The sequence below is a fragment of the Sinorhizobium sp. NFACC03 genome (assembly GCF_900103435.1).
In the GTDB taxonomy this organism is placed as follows: Bacteria; Pseudomonadota; Alphaproteobacteria; order Rhizobiales; family Rhizobiaceae; genus Ensifer.
In genome coordinates, this window is sequence record NZ_FMXF01000003.1 from 179,865 (window position 1) to 203,585 (window position 23,721).

At 63.3% G+C, this 23,721-nt stretch carries 22 protein-coding genes and 1 pseudogene; 13 read left to right on the forward strand and 10 right to left on the reverse strand.

Annotation, left to right across the window (positions count from 1 at the left end; translation table 11 throughout):
* Positions 1-55 precede the first annotated feature (55 nt).
* From BLU35_RS07800 to BLU35_RS07810, 3 genes are read left to right on the forward strand one after another with little or no spacing between them, the layout of a single operon-like run.
* Positions 56-2,161 carry a type I secretion protein gene (locus BLU35_RS07800; protein ID WP_176907165.1) on the forward strand — a complete coding sequence of 702 codons (2,106 nt, stop codon included), beginning with the start codon at positions 56-58 and terminating at the stop codon, positions 2,159-2,161.
* A 20-nt stretch (positions 2,162-2,181) separates the two neighbouring features.
* Positions 2,182-4,641 (forward strand): type I secretion system permease/ATPase, encoded by a 2,460-nt coding sequence (locus tag BLU35_RS07805; RefSeq protein ID WP_286161460.1) that lies wholly within the window; start codon positions 2,182-2,184, stop codon positions 4,639-4,641.
* 23 nt (positions 4,642-4,664) lie between these two features.
* Positions 4,665-6,005, forward strand: coding sequence for an HlyD family type I secretion periplasmic adaptor subunit (locus BLU35_RS07810; RefSeq protein ID WP_093232617.1), 1,341 nt, complete (start codon positions 4,665-4,667; stop codon positions 6,003-6,005).
* 104 nt (positions 6,006-6,109) lie between these two features.
* On the opposite strand, the gene BLU35_RS07815 is transcribed toward BLU35_RS07810, so the two are convergent.
* Complete coding sequence (locus tag BLU35_RS07815; RefSeq protein ID WP_093232618.1) at positions 6,110-6,733, reverse strand: hypothetical protein; 624 nt, start codon at positions 6,731-6,733, stop codon at positions 6,110-6,112.
* A 357-nt stretch (positions 6,734-7,090) separates the two neighbouring features.
* Here BLU35_RS07815 and BLU35_RS07820 point away from each other — a divergent pair, with 357 nt between their 5' ends.
* From BLU35_RS07820 to BLU35_RS07840, 5 genes are all read left to right on the forward strand, one after another.
* Positions 7,091-7,393, forward strand: coding sequence for a hypothetical protein (locus tag BLU35_RS07820; protein WP_093232619.1), 303 nt, complete (start codon positions 7,091-7,093; stop codon positions 7,391-7,393).
* 306 nt (positions 7,394-7,699) lie between these two features.
* Positions 7,700-8,116: a hypothetical protein gene (locus BLU35_RS07825; protein WP_093232620.1), complete on the forward strand. Its 417-nt coding sequence runs from the start codon at positions 7,700-7,702 to the stop codon at positions 8,114-8,116.
* A gap of 129 nt (positions 8,117-8,245) precedes the next feature.
* A complete protein-coding gene (locus tag BLU35_RS07830) occupies positions 8,246-9,217 on the forward strand; it encodes an aldo/keto reductase (RefSeq protein WP_093232621.1) in 972 nt (323 codons plus the stop codon).
* Positions 9,218-9,346: 129 nt separating this feature from the next.
* Complete coding sequence (locus BLU35_RS07835) at positions 9,347-11,068, forward strand: adenylate/guanylate cyclase domain-containing protein (RefSeq protein ID WP_093232622.1); 1,722 nt, start codon at positions 9,347-9,349, stop codon at positions 11,066-11,068.
* Positions 11,069-11,122: 54 nt separating this feature from the next.
* A complete protein-coding gene (locus tag BLU35_RS07840) occupies positions 11,123-11,500 on the forward strand; it encodes a VOC family protein (protein WP_093232623.1) in 378 nt (125 codons plus the stop codon).
* Positions 11,501-11,570: 70 nt separating this feature from the next.
* Here the strand turns inward: BLU35_RS07840 and BLU35_RS07845 are convergent, their stop codons facing one another.
* Complete coding sequence (locus BLU35_RS07845) at positions 11,571-11,996, reverse strand: OsmC family protein (protein WP_093232624.1); 426 nt, start codon at positions 11,994-11,996, stop codon at positions 11,571-11,573.
* Between the two features lie 157 nt (positions 11,997-12,153).
* Here BLU35_RS07845 and BLU35_RS07850 point away from each other — a divergent pair, with 157 nt between their 5' ends.
* The gene (locus BLU35_RS07850; RefSeq protein WP_093232625.1) at positions 12,154-12,636 is read left to right on the forward strand and encodes a methyltransferase family protein; all 483 of its coding nucleotides are present in this window, start codon (positions 12,154-12,156) and stop codon (positions 12,634-12,636) included.
* Here the strand turns inward: BLU35_RS07850 and BLU35_RS07855 are convergent.
* The gene (locus BLU35_RS07855; protein ID WP_093232626.1) at positions 12,620-13,831 is read right to left on the reverse strand and encodes an aromatic amino acid transaminase; all 1,212 of its coding nucleotides are present in this window, start codon (positions 13,829-13,831) and stop codon (positions 12,620-12,622) included. The two genes, BLU35_RS07850 and BLU35_RS07855, sit on opposite strands and share 17 nt — an antisense overlap.
* A gap of 25 nt (positions 13,832-13,856) precedes the next feature.
* Complete coding sequence (locus tag BLU35_RS07860) at positions 13,857-14,768, reverse strand: DMT family transporter (RefSeq protein ID WP_093232627.1); 912 nt, start codon at positions 14,766-14,768, stop codon at positions 13,857-13,859.
* A gap of 116 nt (positions 14,769-14,884) precedes the next feature.
* On the opposite strand from BLU35_RS07860, the gene BLU35_RS07865 reads away from it, so the two are divergent.
* Entirely contained in the window at positions 14,885-15,340 is a 456-nt protein-coding gene (locus BLU35_RS07865) for an Lrp/AsnC family transcriptional regulator (protein ID WP_093232628.1), read from the forward strand.
* A gap of 24 nt (positions 15,341-15,364) precedes the next feature.
* Here the strand turns inward: BLU35_RS07865 and fabF are convergent.
* The 3 genes and pseudogenes from fabF to BLU35_RS07880 form a co-directional block, all read right to left on the reverse strand.
* Positions 15,365-16,617 (reverse strand): annotated as a pseudogene (fabF, locus tag BLU35_RS07870) (beta-ketoacyl-ACP synthase II).
* A gap of 130 nt (positions 16,618-16,747) precedes the next feature.
* Positions 16,748-17,941, reverse strand: coding sequence for an acetyl-CoA C-acyltransferase (locus BLU35_RS07875; RefSeq protein ID WP_093232629.1), 1,194 nt, complete (start codon positions 17,939-17,941; stop codon positions 16,748-16,750).
* 59 nt (positions 17,942-18,000) lie between these two features.
* Positions 18,001-18,600, reverse strand: a complete 600-nt coding sequence (locus tag BLU35_RS07880; protein WP_093232630.1) for a TetR/AcrR family transcriptional regulator — start codon at positions 18,598-18,600, stop codon at positions 18,001-18,003.
* A 142-nt stretch (positions 18,601-18,742) separates the two neighbouring features.
* On the opposite strand from BLU35_RS07880, the gene BLU35_RS07885 reads away from it, so the two are divergent.
* Positions 18,743-19,291, forward strand: a complete 549-nt coding sequence (locus tag BLU35_RS07885) for a helix-turn-helix transcriptional regulator (protein ID WP_093232631.1) — start codon at positions 18,743-18,745, stop codon at positions 19,289-19,291.
* An 18-nt stretch (positions 19,292-19,309) separates the two neighbouring features.
* Here the strand turns inward: BLU35_RS07885 and BLU35_RS07890 are convergent, their stop codons facing one another.
* Entirely contained in the window at positions 19,310-20,368 is a 1,059-nt protein-coding gene (locus tag BLU35_RS07890) for an adenylate/guanylate cyclase domain-containing protein (protein WP_093232711.1), read from the reverse strand.
* A 152-nt stretch (positions 20,369-20,520) separates the two neighbouring features.
* On the opposite strand from BLU35_RS07890, the gene BLU35_RS07895 reads away from it, so the two are divergent.
* Positions 20,521-20,979 carry an SRPBCC family protein gene (locus tag BLU35_RS07895; protein ID WP_057255354.1) on the forward strand — a complete coding sequence of 153 codons (459 nt, stop codon included), beginning with the start codon at positions 20,521-20,523 and terminating at the stop codon, positions 20,977-20,979.
* Positions 20,980-20,996: 17 nt separating this feature from the next.
* On the opposite strand, the gene BLU35_RS07900 is transcribed toward BLU35_RS07895, so the two are convergent.
* Complete coding sequence (locus BLU35_RS07900; RefSeq protein WP_286161471.1) at positions 20,997-21,458, reverse strand: Lrp/AsnC family transcriptional regulator; 462 nt, start codon at positions 21,456-21,458, stop codon at positions 20,997-20,999.
* Between the two features lie 157 nt (positions 21,459-21,615).
* Between BLU35_RS07900 and BLU35_RS07905 the strand changes: the two genes are divergently transcribed.
* Positions 21,616-22,512, forward strand: coding sequence for a DMT family transporter (locus BLU35_RS07905; RefSeq protein WP_286161461.1), 897 nt, complete (start codon positions 21,616-21,618; stop codon positions 22,510-22,512).
* Between the two features lie 53 nt (positions 22,513-22,565).
* On the opposite strand, the gene BLU35_RS07910 is transcribed toward BLU35_RS07905, so the two are convergent.
* Positions 22,566-23,717, reverse strand: coding sequence for an efflux RND transporter periplasmic adaptor subunit (locus BLU35_RS07910; protein WP_093232633.1), 1,152 nt, complete (start codon positions 23,715-23,717; stop codon positions 22,566-22,568).
* Positions 23,718-23,721 lie beyond the last annotated feature (4 nt).

Below are 23,721 nucleotides of genomic sequence, written 5' to 3' on the forward strand. Positions count from 1 at the left end.
GTCATGACCCGATGCGCTTAGGGGCACTACCCGCTACCAAAAGGAGGCCCTGACCTTGTATTCCGCAAAAATCACCGAAACCATCGCCCATTTCATCGGTCTCTTCCAACTCTCGATCGAAGACGCCCGCCTACGCGAAGCGCACGAGAAGTTCGACCCCGACCGAGAGATTCACAAGGACCCGAAGGACCTTGAAACCGCGCCCGTCAAGGTGACGGCGCCCTACGACCTCGACGACTTCAATCCAGACGTTCCCTACCGGCCGCTCGATACGGACATTTATACGCCCGTTCCATACGGCTATGCCGGCTTGCCTTTCCCGGAGTACCCACACTCTGAAGGGACGTACGGCCGTCCGGAAGCCGATGGCGCCGTGCAGAACTCGTCGTTCAAGTCGACCTATTTCAGCACCCCGCACATCAATCCCCCGGGTTCGGTCGTGGTCTATAGTCAGCAGACCGCCGAGCTCTCGGACAACGACTATGTCAACATGGGCGGACACGGCCTGAAATCCGTCCTGCACATCGATAGCAGCGCGGTCATGGCCGAACTCATCGAAGGCTCGCTGCAGGTTTCGCCGCTGGGCCTTGTGGATCCCGCAGGCTCGGCCGAAACGATTGCCAGCCTGGTGACGACGACCGCCACGACGCTCGATGCATACTCTGCCGGCGGTGAAAGCCAGGTGGGCGGGCTGGCCGCCAGCACATTCGTCGCGAAGGCAGCAGCGCTTGAAGGCGTTTATGTCAACGGCGAACTGGTGGAGACCGCGCCCGTTCTCAAGGACCATCTGCCGAACCAGGACGAAACCGAGGAAACGCCGGAACCTGAACTGACGGAGGGCCCGAAGGAGGCGAGTGGTGCCGTTGCGCATGGCGAAGGGGAGGTTGCGATCTCGGCCTCGGTAGAGCTGGATGCCGGCAGCAACACGCTGGTCAACGAGGTTATCATCACAAACAATTGGCTGCAGTCGAACGTCCTCGCCGTTGCCGGCGACCATGTTCAGCTCAATGCCATTGTGCAAACCAATGCCTACTACGACAGCGATCTGGTAAGCTCCGCGCTTTGCGGCGGCGGCCTGGCGGCGGACAAGGCGACCGAAGCGTTCAACATCGCGTCATTCAAGCGCGTCACTTCCACGGAACCGACGAACAACGAGTCGGGTGTTTTCCCGAAGGCATGGGCCATTACCGAAATCAAGGGCGACCTGATGATGGTGAACTGGCTCCAGCAGTTTACGTTCATGTCCGACAACGACACCGCTATCCTGGCGGCCTCGGGCTCCAAGCTTTCGATCATCGCCGGCGACAACACCTCCGCCAATCAGGTGTCGCTGCTTGAACTGGGGTTCCGCTACGACCTGATATTCGTCGGCGGAAACGTCTTCGACGCCAACATCATCCACCAGACGAACATCCTGCTCGACAACGATTTTATCGGCGCCGTTGGCGGATTCCAGATGAGTGGCAACGGATCCGTCTCTACCGGCGGAAACCTGTTGTGGAACTATGCCAACATCGTTGAGGCCGGTGGCGCGAGCACTGTCAACCCGATGTCGGAAGGGTACCTGTCGGCCCTGCAAGACCTTGCGGAAGGCAAGAACCCTTCGTCGAAGGATTTCATGCACGACGCCGCATTTGCCGGACTGCTGGGGCTGCGTGTGCTCTATATTTCCGGCGATCTGCTCAGTCTCAACTACATTTCGCAGACCAACATCCTCGGCGACAGCGACCAGGTGACGCTGGCAATGAACGCGCTGACGGCACTTCCGGATGCGGATTGGACCATCTCGACGGGCTCGAACGCCCTGCTCAACTATGCCGGGATCGTCGATGTCGATACTGGCGGGACGATCTATGCCGGCGGTGACGTCTATTCGGACGAAGTCCTTTTCCAGGCCGAACTGATCAAGGATGAACCCTATCTTGGAAGCGAGGATCCCGACGCGCTCGTCAGTGAAGCGGTGGTATTTCTCGGCGATGACATGTTGGCGCCGGATCCCGGGCCTCAGTCGCCCGATCACGAACCGCCTGGCCACCAGAAAAACGGGCACAAGAATCACGACGCAAAGGATAACGGACATTCCGACCATGGGTCGGCGCATCACGGGGCGCACTCGATCGATTCGGCAGACGCCGATCCGATGCAAAGCGTATTGGCCTGATCGGGACGCGGGAGGAAGACATGACCGACCGTGGCAACCCCTGGCAAGCGTCTACAGAGGGCGGTGGCGTGGCTTCGCCCGGCGCCGCAGAAGGGGGACGGCAACCGGAAAAGCCCGATGCAGAGGCTGTGCGGCGGCAATTGATCCGCCAGCTTGACCAACAGGAATACATTCTGGACCGCGCTGTAAAGGAGATCGACGGGGTGGCGGACCAACTGCGAAGAGCGGCGGCAAACGGCGCCAATGAAAACGGGAACTGGGCCAATAAGGCAGCAGTCCCGCTTCCGGGACCGGGCGCCAGGGTCGCGAGCGTCACGCCCGCGCCCATCGACATTCCCCCCCCGCCGACAAATACCGCATCCGCGACAGCAAAGTTCCCACCCGCGCCAACGGGCGTCGCAGGGGCTGCCAGCTTCACGCCGCGGCCCTGGCCCCCCAGAGCCGAGACCCCTTCCAAGGTCGAGACGCTTCCGAAAAACGAGACACCGGCGAAGGCGGAGACTCTGTCCGCCTTGCGCGATCGGATGTCGGTGGAACGGCAGCCGTCTCAGGGCGAGCAAAAGCCGGAACCGCGCGCCGAGCGGCCGGTTATCTGGCCGACGGCCGAGATGAAGGAGAGGAGCTCGCCGCCCGGCATGGTCGTGATCGATGGCGATCGCGGACCCATCAAGGCCGAGGCGCGATCGCCCGGCAAGGGCGGTGGCTCGTCCAGCGGCAATGGTGGCGGCGGAGGCGGTGGCGTCTTTCATAAACGCCTCGGACCCGTCGATTTTTCCGCGAGCCTCAAGGCCGGCCTCAAGGCGATCCGTCAGAATCTGATGATCGTGATGGTGTTCACGATCGCGACCAACGTGCTCGTGCTGGCGATACCGGTCTATCTGTTCCAGATCTCGGACCGGGTGCTGACCAGCCGGTCGCTCGACACGCTGGTGATGCTGACGGCCCTGATCGTCGGCGCCGTGGTGCTGCAGACGATCTTCGACGGTATTCGCCGCATGATCCTCATGCGGACGGCGGTCGAAGTCGCCGCTCAGCTCGGCGCACCGATCCTGAGCGCGGCCGCAAGGGCCTCCCTTCATAGCAACGGGCGCGAGTATCAGACGCTCGGGGATTTGCAGCAGCTGCGCTCCTTCCTGGTTTCGGGCACGCTGCTTTCCTTTCTCGATGCGCCGATCGCCCCTTTCTTCGTGCTGGCGGTGTTCCTCATCCACCCCCATCTCGGCGCGATCGTGCTCACATCGGCCTTCCTGCTTCTGATCATCACGCTGATAAACCAGAAGGCGACCGCGCGAGGCTTCGGTGAAGCCACCAACTACCAGACGAAAGCCAACCTGCATCTCGATTCGATGTCGCGCAATTCGCAGATCATCAATGCGCTGGCAATGATCCCGGAGGCCGTGCAAATCTGGGGCAAGGACATGGCCGGTTCGCTCAAGGCCCAGGTGCTGGCGCAGGATCGCAACATCGCCTTTGCGTCGCTTTCCAAGGCTGTGCGCCTTCTCACCCAGGTGACGATGCTCGGCTGGGGCGCCAATCTCGCGCTCCACGGCCATCTGACCGGTGGTATGGTGATCTGCGCCTCGATCATCGCCGGCCGCGCACTCGGCCCGATCGAGGCGGCCATCGAAGGCTGGCACCAGGTCATCCAGGCCCGCGCCGCCTATGGACGCATCTCCTCGCTGCTGCAGACGTCTCCGTTGAACTTCGAACGGCTGAAGCTGCCGCGGCCAGAGGGGCGGCTCGATGTCGAACGGCTGCTCTTCGTCCCGCAGGGCACCAAGCGTGTCGTGCTGAACGGCATCACCTTCGCGCTCGAACCGGGCGATTCCCTCGCGGTGATTGGCAGTTCCGGCGCCGGCAAGACGACGCTCGGCAAGATGCTCGTCGGTTCGATCCTGCCGACCTCCGGCAACGTCCGGCTCGACCTCATGGATCTGAGGAACTGGGATCAGCGTCAGTTTGGTGAGAGCATCGGCTATCTTCCCCAGGATGTGCAGCTCTTCCCGGGCACGATCAAGGCCAACATCGCCCGCATGCGCGAGGATGCCACGGACGCGGACATCTATGCCGCCGCCAAGCTCGCTGACGTGCACGACATGATCGCCATGCTGCCGCATGGATATGAGACGGTCGTTGCCGCTGACGGTTCGCCCTTGTCGGGTGGCCAGAAGCAGCGCGTGGCGCTTGCCCGTGCCTTCTTCGGCAATCCACGCATAGTGGTGCTGGACGAACCGAATTCCAATCTGGATACTTCAGGCGAAGCGGCGCTGACCCGAGCACTCACGCATGCAAAGCGCGAGAAGATCACCGTCGTCACCATCACCCAGCGGCCCGCCCTTCTCAACAGTGTGGACAAGGTGCTGCTCTTGGTGAACGGCACGGTCGCGCTCTTCGGCCACCGGCAGGACGTCCTCAAGGCGCTCGCTGCCCGTGGGGTGAACACCGAAGGCAACCCGCTCGACCAACCGCAGCTTCCGTAAGCGACCAGGACGGACATAGCTCTATGACGGACATTGCCAAAGTACAGGACCTGACGTGGTACGCGGAGGTTCCGCGCTCGATCTGGCAACACACACTGATCGGCGTCGTGCTGATAGCGGTCACCTTCGGCGGGTTCGGCTTTTGGGCCGTTACTGCGCCGCTGGCCGCGGCCATCATCGCTCAAGGGAGCTTTGTCGCAACCGGCCAGAACAAGGTGATCCAGCATTTCGAAGGTGGGATCATCAAGGACATCCTGGTCAGCGAGGGCGATCACGTGACTGTCGACCAGCCGTTGGTGCTGCTGGACGAAACGGCGGCGCTGGCCAATGAGCGCCAGTTCTTTCTGCGGCGGGCAAGACTTGAGGCGATCGTCGCCCGCCTCAATGCGCAGACGCACGGTCTGAAAGAGATCGTCTTGCCCGATATCCTGACCCCGCACCTGAAAAATGACCCGGAGATCGGCCCGATCGTGCAAAGCCAGCAACTCAGCTTCCAGACCTGGAGGAGCAAGCTGGAAAGCGATCTCGGCTTGCTGAGACGCAACATCGAGAGCCTGGAATTCCGGTCGCAAGGCTTCCAGGAGCAGCTGAAGTCGGTTCGGGAGCAGCGCCGGCTGCTCCAGGAGGAATATGAAGGCAAGAAGACGCTGCTTGCGAAAGACCTGATCCGCAAGACGGAGATCAAGACCATCCAGCGGGCAATCGCCGACGCAGAAGGTCAGATCGGCAGGCTGATGTCCGAAGTCTCCGAAACGGGCTCCCAGATCCTCAAGCAGGAACAGCAGGTCAACCAGACCGAACAGAGTTACCGCGAGGCGGCGCAGGACGACTTGCAGAAGGCAGAGGCTGAACTGGACACGGTGCGCGAACAGTTGCGCGGGGCCACCAATGTTCTTCGCCGTGCCACGATCAACGCACCGGTGACCGGTACCGTGATCAGGATGCATTACCACACGTCCGGCGGCGTTATCGAAAGCGGCAAACCGATCATGGAGATCCTGCCAGCTGACGTGCCGCTGATCATAGAGGCCCAGGTGCTGCGCACCGAGATCGACAACATCAAGGTCGGCGAGAAGGCAACCGTACGGTTGACGGCTCTCAACCAGCGCACGACGCCAGTGCTGAACGGCCAGGTCTTCTATGTATCGGCCGATGCCCTGCCGGTGCAGACTCAGGAGGGGACGCGCGAGGTTTACGTCGCCCGCATCAGCCTGCCGACAAGCGAGCTTGCAAGGGTGCATAACTTTGCCGTGACGCCGGGCATGCCGGCGGAAATCCTGATCCAGACCGCTGAACGGACCTTCTTCGACTATCTTACCAAGCCGATCCGCGACAGCATGGCCCGCGCCTTTATGGAAAACTGACAGAGGCTCTTCGAAGGCTATTCGCTGAGCCTGGCTGGGGGCTTTCTCACGGGATTGATGACGAACTCGGGGAGGGAGGAGGCCGTCAGCTTCTCCCCCCTGGTTCAGTTCGCGGCGAAGCAATAGAAGAGGCCTTCGCCGCCCGTACCCTTGAAGGCTTCGACGGTGCAGCCTCCCCGCGTCGTGTGTGACGAGTTCCAGGATTTGGCCTCGGCGGAATCGTTCAGGCCCGCACGGTCGCTGTGACCGACGATTGCCGCGCCGTCGGCGCCGCCCATCGTCCAGTTGCCACAGGTATCCGGCGCCGCAGTGCCATCGGCCTTCGAGCCGGTCAGGATGTCATGACGGTTGGGTGTGTCGCCACGCCCGTTGATGACCTCGCCTTTTTCATTGAGCGCGGTCTGTTTGGTGAGGTTGTTCTTGTCGCTGTGGAGCGAGGCCACGTCGTCGGCGATCTTCTCGCCCTTGGCGTTGTACCATGGCCCCTTGCCGATCCGGTCTTTGGCATTTTCGCCGTCGATGGACAGATAGGCTTTCCACGTCTTGCCGGTCGAGCCGGCCACCTTTGCCAGGGTGTCGCAATGGGCGTCTGCGCCCGTAAGCCCGCCAAGATCGCCACCCTTTCCGGGGTTCACGCTGGTGACGAAGAAACTCATGCTGGTGTCCTGGGCATGGGCCGCTCCGGAGCAGGCCAGGACGAATGCGAGAGCTGCAAGTCTGCTTCTCATTGGTCTCTCTCCCATCAGGTTTTCGAGAAGCCTATCGATCGCGCCTGGCGGAGTAAAATCGAAATGGCGTGATGAACGAGGGGAAGTGTCCCTCTGAGACGCATGCGCCAGGCATCGTGTTGCGCGCGGGGCGCATGGCTGGCTTGCGAAATCCCATCTACGATTTCGGCGCGATCGCTGTATATTCAAATCATCGAAGCGATGCACCTCCTCCCGCAAAGCTTCGACAGGTAAACGACCTTCTCCTCCTCCCAAAGGTCGTTTGCGAGATCAGCGCCACTCCTCCTCCCAAGGTTGCTGATCGGTTTTTTAAGAGCCTGCCGCTCCTCCCGCGGCGGGCTCTTTTGTTTTCACCGGATGGGACGCCAGCTTGCGCTCGTCGCTTTCTTCGGAAGCGGCAGCGACACCCACTCGATCATGGATCGCGTTCTGCCGCTTGCAAAGACGCAGGGCTACGAGGCCGATAATCTGGTCTGTGCAGGCGACCTGCCGCACGGACGCCCGACCCCGATGAACATGTACAAATGCTTCCTCGATCTCGACGTCTGGCCGGCGCTGGCGGTGGTCAAAATCGACGATACCGGTGTCGGCATCGACGAGGGGCGCGCGGCCAGCTGCTGGACCGTCGGGCTCAGCCTGAGCGGCAACGAGGCTGGGTGACGCCTGACGAGCTCGCCAGGATGTCGGACGCTGAAAAGAATGCGCTTCGGGAAAAGGCCTCGGCGGTGCTGAAGAGACAACGGCCGGATTACATCATTGATAGTCGCTGACCGCCTGCCGGTTCTCGATGAAATCGAACAGAGGCTGGCGAAGGGAGAGCGGCCCCGGACCTGAGCGATGCTATTTACTCCCTCTCCGGACGCTGCGTCGTCCGCAGCATGGACCTGACACGACAGCGGATGATGACACGCACCAACTCTGCGGAACAAAGTGCCGGCTAGATAGTTGAACCTCCGGGAGGTTCCAATGTCGATCCGGCACTTGAAATCCAATGTTGAGCAGAAATCGCCGCGGTGGGCGTTCCACCATGGCGCGGGACGTCTCCGCCGGGCGGAAAGTGACGATACAGGCAGCCGACTGGTCGCTGAAGGGCAGCGTGAGCAGATCGTCGACGCGGGCGACGGCGGCCTGGTAGCGCCGGACCTTGCAGCCACCCCTGTACCCGATCGCAGCCGCCAACCGTCTCCACACGACTACAGCCGTCCCGCGACGAAGATCGGCAAGCTGCTTTCCGCCCAGGCTATGCGCGACGAAGATGGCGCCGGCGGGCCGGTCTGGTTGGCCGTGCTTGGCGATAATACCAGCGAAGCCATGCGACAGTTCATGGGGCTGGTGCTCGCCTTTATCTTCCTGTCCGCAGTCTTTTTCTGGTTTCTTGGGTAGGACGACGAAAACGAGCGTGGTGTGACTGGAAGTCACCCGATCGCGCAACGCCGCCACGGTTGACGACCAAAGGCCGAACCCTAGATTACCGGCGACATCCCGCCTCATTCCAACGCCAGCGAGCTCATCATGCACTACAGAACCTTCGGCCGTAGCGGCCTTCGCGTATCCGAAATCGGTTATGGTGCCTGGGGCATCGGCAAGAGCCATTGGCGGGGAGCGAGCGATGACGAGTCCGCCCGCGCCCTCAATCGCGCCGTCGATCTCGGCCTCAACTTCATCGATACCGCGCTTGGCTACGGCCAGGGCCACAGCGAGAAGCTGATCGGGGCTTTGCTGCGCGAGCGGTCGGAGACGATCCATGTCGCCACCAAGATCCCGCCAAAGAACATGCAATGGCCTGCCCACGCCGGCACGCCGGCCGAGCAGACCTTTCCGGCCGATCATGTGATCGCCTGTACCGAGACGAGCCTGCGCAATCTCGGCGTCGAGACGATCGACGTGCAGCAGTTCCATGTCTGGTCGGATGAGTGGGTCGGTCGCGGCGACTGGCTGGAGGCGGTCGAGCGACTGAAGCGCGACGGCAAGATCCGTTTCTTCGGCGTCTCGATCAACGACTACGAGCCGGACAACGCACTGAGGCTGATCGAAAGCGGCGTGGTCGACAGCGTGCAGGTGATCTACAATATCTTCGAACAGGCGCCAGAGGAAAAGCTGCTGCCTGCCTGCCTAAAGCACAATGTCGGCGTCATCGTCCGCGTGGCGCTGGATGAAGGCGGCCTGACCGGCCAGATCCGCGCCGACACCGTCTTCCCCGAGGGCGATTTTCGCGAGACCTACTTCCGCGGCGAGCGCAAGCGCGAGGTCGAGGAGCGCACGCAGAAGATCGTCGAAGACCTGGAGATTGCGCCCGATGCGCTTGCCGAAACGGCACTGCGCTTCGTTCTTAGCCACCCAGCCGTATCGACCGTCATTCCCGGCATGCGCTCGGTCCGCAACGTCGAGCGCAACTGCGCTATCGGCGACGGCCTCGGCTTGCCGGACGCTCAACGGGCAAAGCTGAGCGCCCATCGCTGGCGGCGCAACTTCTACCGGGATTGAGCGGCCCAGCGGCCTGGCGGTTAAGACACTCCCCCCCCCAAGGGATCATTGCCGTCGGGCGACTGCTCTTTCGGTGCCCCGCGCGTCTGGATGTGCTATCCATATGGTTGCAGGAGCCCGGGGGCGCCGATGGAACAAAAGCTATCCGTCATCATGGCCGCGGACGTTGCCGGTTATAGCCGGCTGATGGAGAAGGGTACGCTTGCGGCCCTGATGGCTCATCGACAGGAGCTTTGGGACGTCGAGGTCGCCGCGCATCATGGGCGTATCGTCAAGCTCATCGGCGACGGTATGCTGGTGGAGTTCCGTGCGGTGGAAGACGCAATTCTCTGCGCTGTCGAGATCCAACGGGGTATGCGGAGCAGAAACGCAGGCATAAGCCCGGATCGCCGGATAGAATTTCGCATCGGGATCAACATCGGCGACATCCTGTTTGAAGACGGCGACGTCTATGGCGACGGCGTCAATGTGGCGGCGCGCATCGAGGGCCTCGCCAAACCGGGTGGGGTATCCGTCTCCTCCTCGGTCCACGACACCTTGGGTGGTCGCCTGGGCATCCGCTTCGAGGATGCAGGCGAGCAGGCATTGAAGAACATCGGCCGCCCCGTCCATATCTACAATGTCTTCATCGACGCTGCCGGGTCTGGGCCTGCCGCGCTCATGGCGCCACCATCACAAGAGGTTCGAGAAAATCCCCCGGTCAAGTCGGGCCGGACGCTTCTCCATGTGTCGCGCTTCGCGAATCTGAGCGGCAATCCCGACCAGGAGTATTTCGCTGCGGGCATAACGCAGGATGTCGTCGCAGCATTGTCGCGCTTCTCCGGCTTGAACGTGATTGTTCGGGTGCCGCGTGTCGAGTCGCAACACCACCCACCAGCCACCTACTACACGCTTGAGGGCAGCGTCAGGCGCGGTGGCGACCGTATCAGGGTCAATGCCAACCTGACGAACGCCACTGGCGAACACATCTGGGCGGAGAAATACGATTTCGACCTGATCGACATGTTCGACGTCCAGGACGAACTGTCTCGTTCCATTCCGGCGGCCCTGAACGTCAAGATCGAAGAGGCCGAACGATACAGGGTTCTCGCCGAACCGCTCAAAGGGTCGAGAGCCTACGATTTCTATCTGCGCGGCCGGCACATTGAAAAGAGCCTGAAACCGGATGAGATCAGGTTGGCGAAGGAGATGTTCCTGGCAGCGATTGACGCCGATCCGGCTTATGCGCGCGGATATCTCGGGCTCGCCTGGCTGGAGATACGCAAGCTGAAGTGGAACGAGCGCGTTGATATGGAGGCGACGCTCGCCAGCGCTATCGCCTCGGCAAGCAAGGCTCTGGAGCTCAGCCCCTATGATGCCGACATTCACTGGGCGCTTGGCGTCGTGCATCTGTGGAGGGGAGAGGCCGATCGGGCAATCGGTTGTTATGAACGCGGCCGCGAATTGGCACCCAACAACTGCGATCTCCTCGCAGAATATTGCGATGCCCTCGGCTATCTCGGTCTTCTTGAAGACGCGATCAGGATCGGCGAGCTGGCATTGCGGCTGAACCCCAGTCGCCCGGACTGGTATTTCTGGAATATCGCGGCCAGCAAATACCTCTCCGGGCAATATAGCGAAGCGCTGGCGCTGCTGGAAAAGATGGCCGAGCTTGGATCGGCCTACCGATTGCTCGCGGCGACCTACGCGCAACTCGGCCGTTTGGAGGAAGCGCGCCGCGCCGCGGCCGAACTCTTAAAACTCAATCCGGAATTCTCGATCGAGCGATACAGTTCTCGCACTCCCTATCGGGACAAGGCGCTGCTCGCGCGATACGTTGAAGGGCTGCGGCTGGCGGGACTGCCGGAATGAGGTCTGGTTGTCGCGAGGGCGCCGCCTCGGCCGTGTTCAGTTGGAGGATACGCAATGTCGGAAACAGTCAACGTCCGCTACATGGTCGACGACGTCGAGGCCGCGGTCACCTGGTACACCACCCATCTCGGCTTTTCGGTTCTGTCGAACTATGCGCCGGCCTTCGCGGATGTCCAGCGCGGAGCGTTGCGGCTCCTGCTCAGCGGGCCGACCAGCTCGGCGGGCAGGCCGATGCCGGATGGCGAGACGCCGGGGCCTGGCGGCTGGAACCGCATCCATCTCATCGTCGATGACCTCAACGCCGAAGTAGAGCGGCTGCGCGGCGCCGGCGTCAGGTTTCGCAACGACATCGTCACCGGTCCCGGAGGGGCGCAGATCCTTTTGATCGACCCCTCCGGAAATGTCGTCGAACTGTTTCAGCCGGCACGCTGATAACGATCGCGCCTGAACACGTTCGTTGACGCCGCGCGTACCGTTGGAGATGCGAGAAGCGGATCTGGTCTCAGCCGGCGCTGGTGTCGACCACTTCGAAATCGTGCGTGATCGTCGCGGTCTTGGCGAGCATGGCCGAGGCCGAGCAGTATTTTTCGATCGAGAGCGAGATGGCGCGTTCGACCTTGTTGACCGCCAGTCCGCGTCCCTTGACGATGAAATGCATGTGGATGCGGGTAAAGACGCGCGGTTCCGTCTCGGCGCGGTCCGCATCGAGTTCGACGACGCAATCCTCGACCGGCTCGCGGCCCTTTTCCAGGATGTGCACGACATCATAGGCCGAGCAGCCGCCGGTGCCGATCAGCACCAATTCCATCGGGCTCGGACCCGGCGTGCGCCCTTCCTCACCGAAGGCGGTTCCCAAAACGACCTTGTGGCCGCTTCCGGACTCTCCGACGAAGGTCCGGTCTTCCACCCATTTGACGCGTGCTTTCATGTGTTTCGTCCTGTTGCAGCAATGTCCGGATCATAGACCCGCGCGGCCGATGACCTCCAGTTCACATACCGTTTCGAACGATTTTCGCAAATGCCCCGCTTCCGGTAAAATGCCAAGCCTGCGCCATGTGTGCGCGAAACAGGCGAGGATTGATCGGATGAACGAGACGACCGCAAATGCGCCCGACAGTTCCGGCGCGGTGGTGCACCCGCCGATCGCCTGGGTGCTGGCGGTGGGTGGCGGTCTCGTGCTCGACCGGCTCTACCCGTTGCCGTTCGTGCCGGAGATGGCGCCTGACGCTTTGGTTGGAGGCCTTGTGTTTCTGGCCGGTCTTGCGCTGCTCGTCTGGGCAGCGATGACCTTCGGCCGTGCAGGAACCGACATACCGGTCAACCGCCCGACGTCAACGATCGTCGAAGCAGGTCCTTACCGTTTCACCCGCAATCCCATCTATATCGGGATGTTCCTCGGCCTGATCGGCTTTTCCATCGTCTTCAACAGCCTGTGGCTGCTGATCCTGCTGGTCCCCTTCTACCTCGTCATCCGCTATGGCGTGGTGGCGCGCGAGGAGGCCTATCTCGAGCGCAAGTTCGGTGACGTCTATCGGGCCTACAAGACGCGCGTCAGGCGCTGGCTTTAGCGGCGCGGACGAAGGATGGAGAGCTTGAAACTGCCCGGAGCGCATCGGCCAGCCGCTCGACGTCGCGCGGCAGTAGACCGGCGATGTTGATGCGTCCGTTCGCCGTTCCGTAGACGCCGAAGTCCTCGCGGAGCCGGTTCATCTGGCGCTGGTCGAGCGGCAGCAGCGAGAACATGCCTTTCTGTCGGCGGAGCGCCTGAAATCTATCCGGAGCGCCGCATCCGGCGAGCGCCTCGGCGAGGTCGCGGCGGATCTCGGCGACGCGGCGGCGGCTCGCCTCCAGTTCGGCAAGCCACATCTCGGGGCTTTCGAAGAGGTGCGCCGCAATCGCGGCGCCGTGCTCCGGCGGCATGGAGTAGTTGGCCCGGGTGATCCGCTCCAGCGTGGCGCGAATGTTGGCGAGCGGGCCCCGATCGGGTGCGATCACCATCGCCGCGCCGGTACGTTCGCAATAGAGACCCATGTTCTTGGAGCAGCTTGCCGCGACGAGCACCGTGTCGAGTTCTTGAGCGAAATGCCGCAGGCCCGCGGCATCCACTTCGATCCCGTCGCCGAAGCCCTGATAGGCCATGTCGATCAGCGGTATCAGCCCCTTGTTTTTGCAGAGTTTGGCAAGGCGCCGCCACTGCTCCGGCGTCGGATCGATGCCGGTCGGATTGTGGCAGCAGCCGTGGAGGAGAACGACGTCTCCCTGGCGGGCCTCCCCAAGATCTGCGACGACGGCGTCGAGATCGAGGCCTGCCTCGTTCTCCTGCCAGCGGAACGACCGTACGGCGAGGCCCGCGGCCGTCATGATCGGGCGGTGGTTCACATAGCCGGGGCTGGTGTTCCAGATCGTCGCGTGCGGCGAGACGAGGGCGATGAAATCCGAGAGGATCCGGAGCGCCCCGGTGCCGCCAACCGTCTGGATCGTGCACTGACGGTCGAGCGCTTCCGCACCTTCGCCGAGAAGGAGCCTGGACATCCCGTCGTTGAATGCCAGGTTTCCGGACAGTGCCCTGTAGGACTTGGACGCGGCGGCGGAGGCGAGACGCGCCTCAGCGTCCTGGACCGCTCGCATGACCGGTGTTTGACCCGAAGCATCGCGATAGACGCCGACGACGAGGTCGATCTTGTCGGTGCGACGATCCTGCCGGAACGAGCTGATGAGAGCCCACAACGGATCGGGTTCGGCGATTGGCAGAGCGGCGAGCATACTGGGTTCCCTATCGTTCTTGAAACTAGTGGCGGTTTGCCAGGATTACGCCCGTCGTGATGACGAGGATGCCGATGGCGGTCGCAAAGGCGAGCGCCTCGCCAAGGATCGGAATGGCCATCAGGCTTGCGAGCGCCGGCGCGAGCGAGCCGATCGTCGCGCTTCTGGCAGCGCCGAGCCGCGAGATCGCGAAGGCGTAGCCGACGGTCGAGACGAGACCGACGCCGAGCCCTTGCACCAGAATGAAGGGCAGGGCCTGGTGCCAGGAAAATTGCCCGATATGCGTGCTGACGGCGCCGGTCAGGAGCAGGGGGACGAGGATGATGAGCGAGCCGATGGAGAGCAGCAGTCCGTTGCTGATCGCATCCACTCCGGTGCGGCGCAGCCCGATCGTATAGGCGCCCCAGATGAGGCTCGCGACAAGCAGCAGGCCGACGCCGCGGAGAGTTTCGGTGGTCACCGCGTGCTTTTGCCCGGCAACAATGCCGATGACGCCAGCAAGGATCAGCGCGAGCGGCAGCCAGCGCTTCCTCGGCACGCCCTTTCGCTCAAGCAGGAAGGCGAGCAAGGCGACGGAAAGCGGCGTCGTTCCGGCAACGAGCGCGCCGACATAGGCCGCGGAGGTTGCTTTGGCACCTTCCGAGACGATGAAGAAGAAGGGTACGCCGCCAAGCAAGACGAGGGCCGCATCCATTGGCCTGACCTTGCGAAGTGCGGAAAAGCGCAGGGGGATGGCCGGCAGCAGGGCGAGGATCGGGATCGCGAAGCGAATAAGGGCGACGTCGGCGGTGGCAAGCGGCGAGGCCCCGATCGCCCGCATGGTCAGCGCGAAGCCCGCCCAGACCAGCACGACGATGGACAGCACGATGTAGCCGACTGTCGTCGGTGTCAGCCATCCGTTTCTCGATTGCTGAAAATCTGACGTCACGTCGGTCATGCGGGGCCTCATCGCTAGGATGGCTCACATGATATGCTTCTCGCGCAGTCGATATCTTGCTATTTCACTCGCCGTTTGCATAGAGTTTGGCAGAATCTGCCATCGGGGAGGGGTGAATGGACGAAAAGGACATGCAGATCATCTGGGCGCTGCAGAGGGACGGCCGCCTTTCCAATCAGGATCTCTCCGAGAAGGTCGCGCTGTCTCCGTCTCCGTGCCTCAGACGGCTGCGCCTGCTCGAGGAGGCGAAGATCATCAAGGGCTATACGGCAATCGTCGACGAGGAGGCGTATGGTCTGCCGATCACGGCTTTCGTCCGCATTCGGCTCGAGCGCCATTCCGAGGCTTCCGTCGCCGCCTTCGAACGCAAGGTGAGAACGATCGACAACATCCAGGATTGTTACGTCATGACCGGCGAAGCCGACTACCTGCTGCGCGTCCTGGTGACGAGCCTCAAGGACTACGAGCAGTTCGTCCGCACCCAACTGCACAATATGGAGGGCATTGCCGCGATCGATACCAGCTTTGCCTATGGCACGGTCAAGCGCGCAACCGTCTTTCCGCGTCTGTGAGCGGCCAGCGAATGCCGCGCCTCGTCACTCCGCCCAACGTCGGAAGACAACGCTGGCATTGACGCCACCGAACCCGAAGCCGTTGGAGATGGCGTAGTCGAGCGACAGCTTCCGTGCCGCGCCGGTGACAAAGTCGATACCGTCGGCAGCCGGATCCGGCGTTTCGAGATTGAGCGTCGGCGGCGCGATCTGGTCGCGCAGCGCAAGCACGGTAAAGATCGCCTCCAGACCGCCCGCTGCACCCAGCAGATGCCCGGTTGCGGATTTCGTCGCGCTGACGGCGATTTCGCGGTTACGGCCAAAGACCGACTTGATCGCCTCGATTTCGCCCTTGTCGCCGACCGGCGTCGAGGTCGCATGGGCATTGAGATGGCGGATATCGCTTGGCCGAATGCCGGCCTGGGCGATGGCGATTTCCATCGCCCGCCGGGCGCCTGCACCATCCTCCGGGCCTGAGGTGATGTGGTGGGCATCGGCCGTGGTGCCATAGCCGACGAGTTCGGCGATCGGTGTGGCGCCGCGTGCCAATGCGTGCTCGAGCGCCTCGATCACGACAATGCCTGCGCCTTCCCCCATGACGAAGCCGTCGGCCGCGAAGCGCGATCGGGCGTCTCGTTGAAACCGGTCGACAGGGAACGGGCAGCGGCAAAACCGCCGAGGCTGATGGTGTTGATGCAGGCTTCCGCCCCGCCGCAGATCGCGATATCCGCCTCCTGCGCGCGGATCAGCCGGGCCGCGTCGCCGATCGCCTGGACGCCTGCGGCGCAAGCGGTCACCGGCGCGCCGATCGGCCCTTTGAAACCGTGACGGATCGAAACCTGGCCGGCGGCGAGGTTCACGAGAAACGATGGCACCGTGAAGGGCGAGAGCCGCCGAACGCCGCGCTGATCGACCGTGCGGACCGCCTCCGAGATCGCCGGGAAGCCGCCGATGCCGGACGCGATCACCGTGGCCGTGCGCTGCTGTTCGATCGCGGTCGCGGGCTTCCAGCCCGCTTGCTCAATTGCCTCCTCCGCCGCGGCCAGTGCCAACAGGATGAAGCGATCCATCTTGCGCTGGTCCTTCGGCGGAATGATCCGATCGGGATCGAAGCCAGCCGTTGCGTCGTCCGCGAGGGTAGGCACCGTCCCGCCGATCTTGCTGCCAAGTTCGGCGACGACCTCTTCCGGCAGACGACGAAGCCCCGAGTTTCCGGCAAGAAGCCGCGACCAGCTTGCTTCTACGCCCGCTGCCAAAGGGCTGATCGTCCCCATTCCCGTTACGACGATGCGACGCATCGGTTCTCCTGACCTGGGTTATGCAATCCGAACGGAAAGCCGCTCATGTAGTTCCTGCAATTGCTCACGGATCCGGGCCGCAAGGCGCGAATGGCCGCAGCACGGATGACCTCTCTCATGTGCATGGTCCTCAGCGAGGACGCTCGATGGCGATTGCGGTCGCTTCGCCGCCGCCGATGCACAGGGCAGCGACGCCGCGCGAAAGCCCCCGCCGCGCCAAGGCGTGAAGCAGGGTCACGATCAGCCGCGCGCCGGTGGCACCGATCGGATGGCCGAGCGCGCAGGCGCCGCCGTTGACGTTCAGCCGGTCGCGGGCGATGCCAAGATCCTTGGCCGCGGCCATCGCCACCACGGCGAAGGCTTCGTTGATTTCGAAGAGATCAACGTCATCGACACTCCAGCCGGTCTTTTCCAGCAGCTTGCGGATCGCAGGAATAGGTGCCGTCGTGTACCAGGCGGGTTCCTGACTGTGGGTCGCATGTGCCTTGATTTCGGCGAGGATCGGCATGCCTTCGCGCTCGGCGATCGAGCGGCGGGTCAGGACAAGCGCTGCCGCACCATCGGCATTGGCCGAGGCGCTGGCTGCCGTGATCGTGCCATTGGCGCGAAAGGCGGGCTTCAGGTTCGGGATCTTTTCGGGCGACACCTTCAGCGGATGTTCGTCGGTATCGATGACCATGTCTCCGCCCTTGGCCGCGACGGCGATCGGCGTGATCTCGTCGGCAAAGGCCCCGGTTTCGATCGCGGTGCGGGCACGTGTCAGCGTCTCCACCGCATAGGCATCCTGGTCGGCGCGGGTAAACCCATAGGCTTCGGCCGCTGCCTCGCCGAAATCGCCCATCGGCCGGCCGGGCTCATAGGCATCTTCCAACCCGTCGAGCATCATATGGTCGAAGATCCGGTCATGCCCGGCGCGATAGCCGGCTCGTGCCTTGGGGAGCAGATAGGGCGCGTTCGACATCGACTCCATGCCGCCGGCGACCGCGACATCGATCGATCCGGCAAGAATGAGATCATGCGCCAGCATGGTCGCCTTCATGCCGGAACCGCAGACCTTGTTGATCGTGGTGGCGCCGACGGCATCGGGCAGACCCGCGCCGCGGGCTGCCTGCCGGGCCGGTGCCTGTCCCTGGCCAGCGGGAAGTACGCAGCCCATCAGCACCTCGTCCGGGCGATCGGGTGAGAGGCGTGCCCGCTCAACTGCGGCACGGATGACGTGGGCGCCGAGCGCGCTCGCCTGGGTCGGCGCAAGATCGCCGAGGAAGCGGCCAAGCGGCGTGCGCACCGCCGATACGATGACGATGGGGTCGGATGTGCTGGACATGGTCCGGTCCTTTCCGGCTGGAGGGAAACCCTGAACGTTTCGTGGGGGATCTTTGCCTGCTACTGCAGTGGCGACGCCTGCGACGCCCCTTCGTCGGCAAGCAAGCTCTCGGCCGCCGCCTTCAGGAACCGGTTCGAGAGTTGCTCGTCATCGACTGCGCGCGAAAGCACCAGCGCACCGACCATGGTCGAGAGCGCGGCGATCGATTGATCACGCACGTCCTGCCCCGGCGCAGGTGTCATCAAGCCATCGAGAATGTCGAGATGATTGTTGATGCCGGCCTCGAAAGCCTGGCGCAAAGCAGGGCTGAGACGGGCGGCTTCCGGTGCGAGCGCGGCCAGCGCGCATCCGTCTGCCTTTTCGTGGCGATGCGCATCCGAAAGGTAAAAGCGGAGCAGGGCGCGAAGCGGCTTTCCGGCCGCCTTGGAGACGATCCCGGCCCAGTTCGCCACGCCGCTCTCCAGCGCCTTGGAAGAGGCCTGAACGATGAGGTCGTCCTTGGATTCGAATTGCTTGTAGAAACCGCCTTGGGTCAGGCCGGCGCCCTTCATCAGGTCGTTCAGACCGATGCCGTCGAAGCCTCTCTCCCGAAAGAGGCGACTTGCGACGTCGATGACCGTTCGGCGGTTTTCGTCCGCCTGTGCGCGGCTTACTCTCATTGTCTGCTCCCATCAGGCACATGCGACAAGGAGAATATATTGCGATCACCATCTATCCGTCAAGTATAGATGGTGATCGAAATCTTAATGGCGGTTTGAGCGGTTGCGACGAGAAGGCTCAGGCGCCTAGAGAGCATCCTGCTTGGTCATTCACCTGCGCCGCGATGATGCCGGGGTGGATCAGTTGCAATGGCTCATCCGCGAGCTGGTGCAGGACACCATGGCCGCAGCGCCCGGTGCAGATGCCGCGCGCTCGGGCCTTGCCCATCTGATGTTCCTGCAGATCCTCAGGGGCTATCTGTCACGGGAGCGTGGCGTCAATGTCGGCTGGCTGCGCGCTGCATGCGATCCGAAGCTGGCGCCGGCGCTCTCACTGATGCATGGCGACCCGACACGCAACTGGCATCTGCCGGAACTGGCGCGCGCTGCGGCCATGTTTCGCACAGCCTTTGCCACCTATTTCAAGGCAGTCGCGGGCATTGCTCCGCTCAGCTATCTCGCCGAATGGCGCATGCGGCTGGCGGAGCGAAAGCTACAGGATGGCGGTCAGTCGGTGGCGATGGTCGCGCAATCCGTCGGCACGCTTCCGAAGCCGCCTTCAGCACCGCGTTCAAGCGCATCATGGGCCGCTCGCCACGGCAGCGCGCCAACACTTGACGTCAGGTCTCGCCGGTTGCCGGCCACGCTCTGACCCTTGGCCGGAGGGCGGTCAGGCATCCGGCAGGGTGAAGACGGCGCAGGGCGCTGCGATCCCACGCAATTTATGGTCGCCGAGGGGTAGGAGCGGCGTCGTCGTGACGTTGGCGACGGCGCCTGAGATCAATACGGACCGGCCAAGCGGCCGACACAGGCCCTCCAGGCGGCTGACGAGGTTCACCGCCGCGCCGATGGCGGTGAAATCGAGCCGGTCGGCTGCGCCGATATTGCCCCAGAGAATGTCGCCGAGATGCAGCGCCACGCCGAAGGAGAGTGGCGGCAGACCCTCGGCCTGCCGTGCCGCATCGAGATGCGCCATGCCGGCGCGGGCGGCGGTCACCGCGCGCAAGGCCGCGTCGCAGGCGTCGGTCGGCGAACCGCCGACCGGAAAGATCGCCAGGACGCCGTCGCCGATGAATTTCAGCACCTCGCCGCCGAAGGCGTGGATCGCGCCGGCCACCCGATCGAACCAGGCGTCGAGGGCAGCGATCACCAAGGCGGGTTCCGTCGCTTCCGACAAAACCGTGAAATTGCGGAGATCGGCGTAGAACAATGCGGCGCGAATGGTCTCGCCGGTGCCGCGGGTCAGTGCCCCGGCCCGGACGCGGGCGGCACTGCGACGGCCGAGATAGGCTTCGAGCAGGGCAGCGAGCGCCGCCCGCTCGGCAAGCGCTGCCAAGGGCGCAGCCGCAAAGCGCGTGACCTGACGAAGCTTTGCGGTCTCGTCCAGGTCGAAAGGGCGGGTTCCAGCCCAGCCGAGCGTCGCTCGGTCCGTCCCCGAACCGGTTGATTGTTCCAACACCGGTCCAAGACCGGTCAGCCAGTCATGTCCTGCACGGCCGGAGGCCGCGCCCGCAAAGCCAAGGCTCTCGATCACGACGCCGGTCTCGGCCCGCCACAACCAGGTGCGGTGGGCGATGATCGGATGCGGCACGGCCAAGCTGAGCGCACCGCCGGCAAGCGGCAGGTCGTCGGCGACAAGCAGGCGCCCAAGCCCGGACAGGAACCGATCCGGCTCGGGCGAGGCGCTCGCTTCATCCACGAGCCAGGCGAGGGGCGCAGACAAATCCATGGCGAAGAGGATAGCGCCGGGGCCCATTCCGGCAAGGGGCTGGCCTGCAAGGTGGCGCCAAAAGGCGCGCGGGGCTATGATCGCGGCAGCCCGGGTTCCGTGCTTCACCTCTCCTGAACCGGCGGGCAGGCCCAACAGCAAAGGGAAGACCGATGCAAGAAGCCCTCGTCGTCCGCCGCGAAACGCGTATCCAGGCGCCGCCCGCCGCGGTGTTCGCTCTCCTGACCGATCCGGAAAAGATCCTCCGCTGGATGGGAACGGAGGCCGACACCAAGGCGGAGCCCGGCGGTCTCTATCTCGTCAACGTAACCGGAGCGCGTTTCGCCCGCGGCTCTTTCCGTGAGGTGGTGCCGGTGCATCGGCTCGCCTATAGCTTCGGCTGGGAGGGCAGTGACATCGTCCCGCCCGGCTCCAGCTTGATCGAGATCGACCTGATCGAACAGCCGGATGGAACGTTGCTGCGTCTCACCCACACGGGATTGCCCAATTCCGAACAGTGCGCCGGCCACGCGGAAGGCTGGGCGCACTATCTGGAACGGTTGGGGCAAGTCGCGTCGGGGCGCGATCCCGGGCCCGATCCGTGGCTCGGCCGTGACGGCAGCAGCAGCTGACGACCTCTCCTGATTGCTCAGATCGGCAGTAGCGCATCCGGCTTCACGTCGCCCACCGATGCGTAGGTATGGGTCTCCCTGACACCGGGGAGCGGCAAAATCACCCGTTCGAGAAAGTCCTGGAACAGCGACATGTCGGCAATCCGCGCCTTCACCAGATAGTCGAAGCCGCCGATCACCATGTGGCATTCCAGAACTTCCGGCGCCTTTGCGATGGCCTCGGAGAACCGCTCGAAGATATGCGGGGCCGTGTGATCGAGGCGCACCTGGATGAAGACGACGGTGCCCCGGCCTATCTTCTTCGGATCGAGGATTGCTCGTACCGCCTTCACATAACCCTCGCGGAAGAGGCGCTTGACGCGCTGGCTGGTACCGGTCGGCGAGAGCCCGACGCGGTTTGCCAGTTCAAGCGTTGTGCGCCGGCCGTCTTCCTGCAGCAGCCTCAGCAGGTTGCGATCAATGGTGTCGAGACCTGCGATTTCCTGATTCACGCAAATTGATCCTCGATAGAGTGTATTTCGCTTACATGTGGCGAAATCGTTGTATTTAAGCACGCTCATATCAGCAATAGCATGCGGCTTCCGCAGTCCGACAACCGTTTCTGTCCGGACCGATCTCGTCGTCATGGAGGCAAACGTGCGTGTTCTGTTGGTCGGGCAAGATGCCGGCAGCAAGAGGCTGGCGATCCTGGCGGGCCTGGTGTTCGTTGCGATCACCACCATCCAGTTCGTTGCCGCCCGCTTCAGCCTGCGCGAACATCTGACCGCCGCCGATATCGTCAGTTTGCGGTTTGCGGGCGCTGCTTTCGCCTTCCTGCCGGTCGTTTGGAAGACCGGGGCTGCGAGGCTGAGGGCACTCGGCTGGCGGAAGGCTGGTTTGCTGGCCCTGCTGACGGGGTTACCCTATCCGCTGATCATCAACCAGGGGCTCACCCAGGCGCCGGCCGCCCATGCTGCGGCTCTCTCCCCCGCCTTTATTATGTTCTTTTCGTTCCTGTTCTCGCGCCTCGCCTTCAAGGACAGGGTTTCTGGCCAACGGGTGATCGGCATTGCCGTGATCATGGCGGGGCTCGCGCTGTTCGTCTTTCACGCAGGCATCGGTTCCCGCGACACCTTGCGCGGCGATCTTCTTTTTGCAGGTTCGGGCATCATGTTCGCGGTCTATGCGGTGCTGGTGAGGCTCTGGTCGGTCGATGCGATTACGGCGACCATCGCCGTGGTCTTCTTTTCCTGTCTGCCGCTGCCGCTGCTGCACATCCTTGCACCGAGCGGGCTCGGTGCCGCGTCGCTGGCAGAAATCGCAACGCAGCTGGTGATCCAGGGGTTCCTTGCCGGCGCCGCTGCCGTCGTCCTCTACACCTTCGTGGTGCGCCAGCTTGGGCCGCAGCCGGCTTCGCTGTTCATGCCGTTCATTCCGGTTACCACGGCTCTGGTCGGCATGGTGGTGCTCGGCGAAATACCGGCGCCTCTGCAATTTGCGGCAATCGCGGTCATCACGTTTGGAATGATCTTCCCGATCCTGATGCGAGCGTAGCGATTTTCCGGATGGAAAGGATGCTTCGGCTTCCACGGGGTGCCGGAAAACGCCTACTTTTGCGCCTGCTCGGCGGGCATCGGCTTGACCGGCGCGCCCGGGAAAATCTTCTGCAGGTTTCCCGCGATCACCTGATCACCTTCCGAAACGCCTGACGTCAGGCCGATGAGGTCGCCGCTTGTCGGGCCGAGGGTGACCAGCCGCTGCTCGACCGTGTCGCCCTTGCCGACGACATAGATGTATTTGCCGAGCTGGCTCGAGCCGAGCGCCGTTTCCGGCACCATCAGCACATTTGGTTCGTCGCGGACTTTCAGCCGCACGCGGACATATTGGCCGGGTAGCAGGGTCAGATCGGTATTGTCGATCGTCACGCGCGCGATGACCGTTCCGGTATTGCCCTCGACCGTATTGTTGATGAAGCTGAGGTCGCCCCGATAGCGCGGCTCCTCGTCGCCGGGAAGAAGCACTTCCGCCTCCACCTTGCCCTTTGCCCGAGCCTTTTGGATGTCGGCGAGTTCCATTTCGCTCGGGTTGAACGAGACATAGATCGGCGAAAGCTGCACGAGGTTGTTGAGGGGCGTTCCGGTGGTATTGCTGACGAGCGTTCCCTCGGGCGCCTGGTTGCGGCCAAGCCGGCCGGCGAAGGGCGCTCGTATTTCGGTGTAGTCGAAGTTGATCTCGGCCGTGCGCACCGCCGCTCGCGACATCGCCAGCGCCGCCTCCGCCTGATGCACGGCGCTCTGGCGCTGGTCGAAACTGTCCTTGTCCAGATAGCCCGTGGTCGCGAGTTCGTTGCCGCGCGTAAGGTTGGACCGAAGATAGTCAAGCGATGCCTGGTCGCGCTCGACCTGGGCCTTCGCCTGATCGAGTTCTGCACGATAGTCGCGGGCGTCGATCCGGTAGAGAAGGTCGCCTTCCTTCACATCCAAACCGTCGGGAGCCGCCTGCGATTCGATGTAGCCGGTGACCTTGGCGCGAAGCGTCACGTTGCGGATCGCCTCGGTGCGCGCCGAATAGTCGAGATAGATCGGGATCGTCTTCTTAATCACCGCCGCGACCGGAACGGGCATCGCCTGCTGCGGCGGACCCACCGCCGCGCCGGCGTCGCCGCCTTTCAGCTCAAAGCCGCCGTTCTTGTAGTGATAGGCTGCAGCGAGGGCGGCGATCACGACCGCTGCGGCAAGGACCAGTCTCGAACCACGCATGTCA

Bases quoted from the DNA above. Each gene is read 5' to 3' on its own strand.
- BLU35_RS07805 (WP_286161460.1), top strand. From the start codon at position 2,182: ATGACCGACCGTGGCAACCCCTGGCAAGCGTCTACAGAGGGCGGTGGC.
- BLU35_RS07810 (WP_093232617.1), top strand. From the start codon at position 4,665: ATGACGGACATTGCCAAAGTACAGGACCTGACGTGGTACGCGGAGGTT.
- BLU35_RS07815 (WP_093232618.1), bottom strand. From the start codon at position 6,733: ATGAGAAGCAGACTTGCAGCTCTCGCATTCGTCCTGGCCTGCTCCGGA.
- BLU35_RS07820 (WP_093232619.1), top strand. From the start codon at position 7,091: ATGGGACGCCAGCTTGCGCTCGTCGCTTTCTTCGGAAGCGGCAGCGAC.
- BLU35_RS07825 (WP_093232620.1), top strand. From the start codon at position 7,700: ATGTCGATCCGGCACTTGAAATCCAATGTTGAGCAGAAATCGCCGCGG.
- BLU35_RS07830 (WP_093232621.1), top strand. From the start codon at position 8,246: ATGCACTACAGAACCTTCGGCCGTAGCGGCCTTCGCGTATCCGAAATC.
- BLU35_RS07835 (WP_093232622.1), top strand. From the start codon at position 9,347: ATGGAACAAAAGCTATCCGTCATCATGGCCGCGGACGTTGCCGGTTAT.
- BLU35_RS07840 (WP_093232623.1), top strand. From the start codon at position 11,123: ATGTCGGAAACAGTCAACGTCCGCTACATGGTCGACGACGTCGAGGCC.
- BLU35_RS07845 (WP_093232624.1), bottom strand. From the start codon at position 11,996: ATGAAAGCACGCGTCAAATGGGTGGAAGACCGGACCTTCGTCGGAGAG.
- BLU35_RS07850 (WP_093232625.1), top strand. From the start codon at position 12,154: ATGAACGAGACGACCGCAAATGCGCCCGACAGTTCCGGCGCGGTGGTG.
- BLU35_RS07855 (WP_093232626.1), bottom strand. From the start codon at position 13,831: ATGCTCGCCGCTCTGCCAATCGCCGAACCCGATCCGTTGTGGGCTCTC.
- BLU35_RS07860 (WP_093232627.1), bottom strand. From the start codon at position 14,768: ATGACCGACGTGACGTCAGATTTTCAGCAATCGAGAAACGGATGGCTG.
- BLU35_RS07865 (WP_093232628.1), top strand. From the start codon at position 14,885: ATGGACGAAAAGGACATGCAGATCATCTGGGCGCTGCAGAGGGACGGC.
- BLU35_RS07875 (WP_093232629.1), bottom strand. From the start codon at position 17,941: ATGTCCAGCACATCCGACCCCATCGTCATCGTATCGGCGGTGCGCACG.
- BLU35_RS07880 (WP_093232630.1), bottom strand. From the start codon at position 18,600: ATGAGAGTAAGCCGCGCACAGGCGGACGAAAACCGCCGAACGGTCATC.
- BLU35_RS07890 (WP_093232711.1), bottom strand. From the start codon at position 20,368: ATGGATTTGTCTGCGCCCCTCGCCTGGCTCGTGGATGAAGCGAGCGCC.
- BLU35_RS07895 (WP_057255354.1), top strand. From the start codon at position 20,521: ATGCAAGAAGCCCTCGTCGTCCGCCGCGAAACGCGTATCCAGGCGCCG.
- BLU35_RS07910 (WP_093232633.1), bottom strand. From the start codon at position 23,717: ATGCGTGGTTCGAGACTGGTCCTTGCCGCAGCGGTCGTGATCGCCGCC.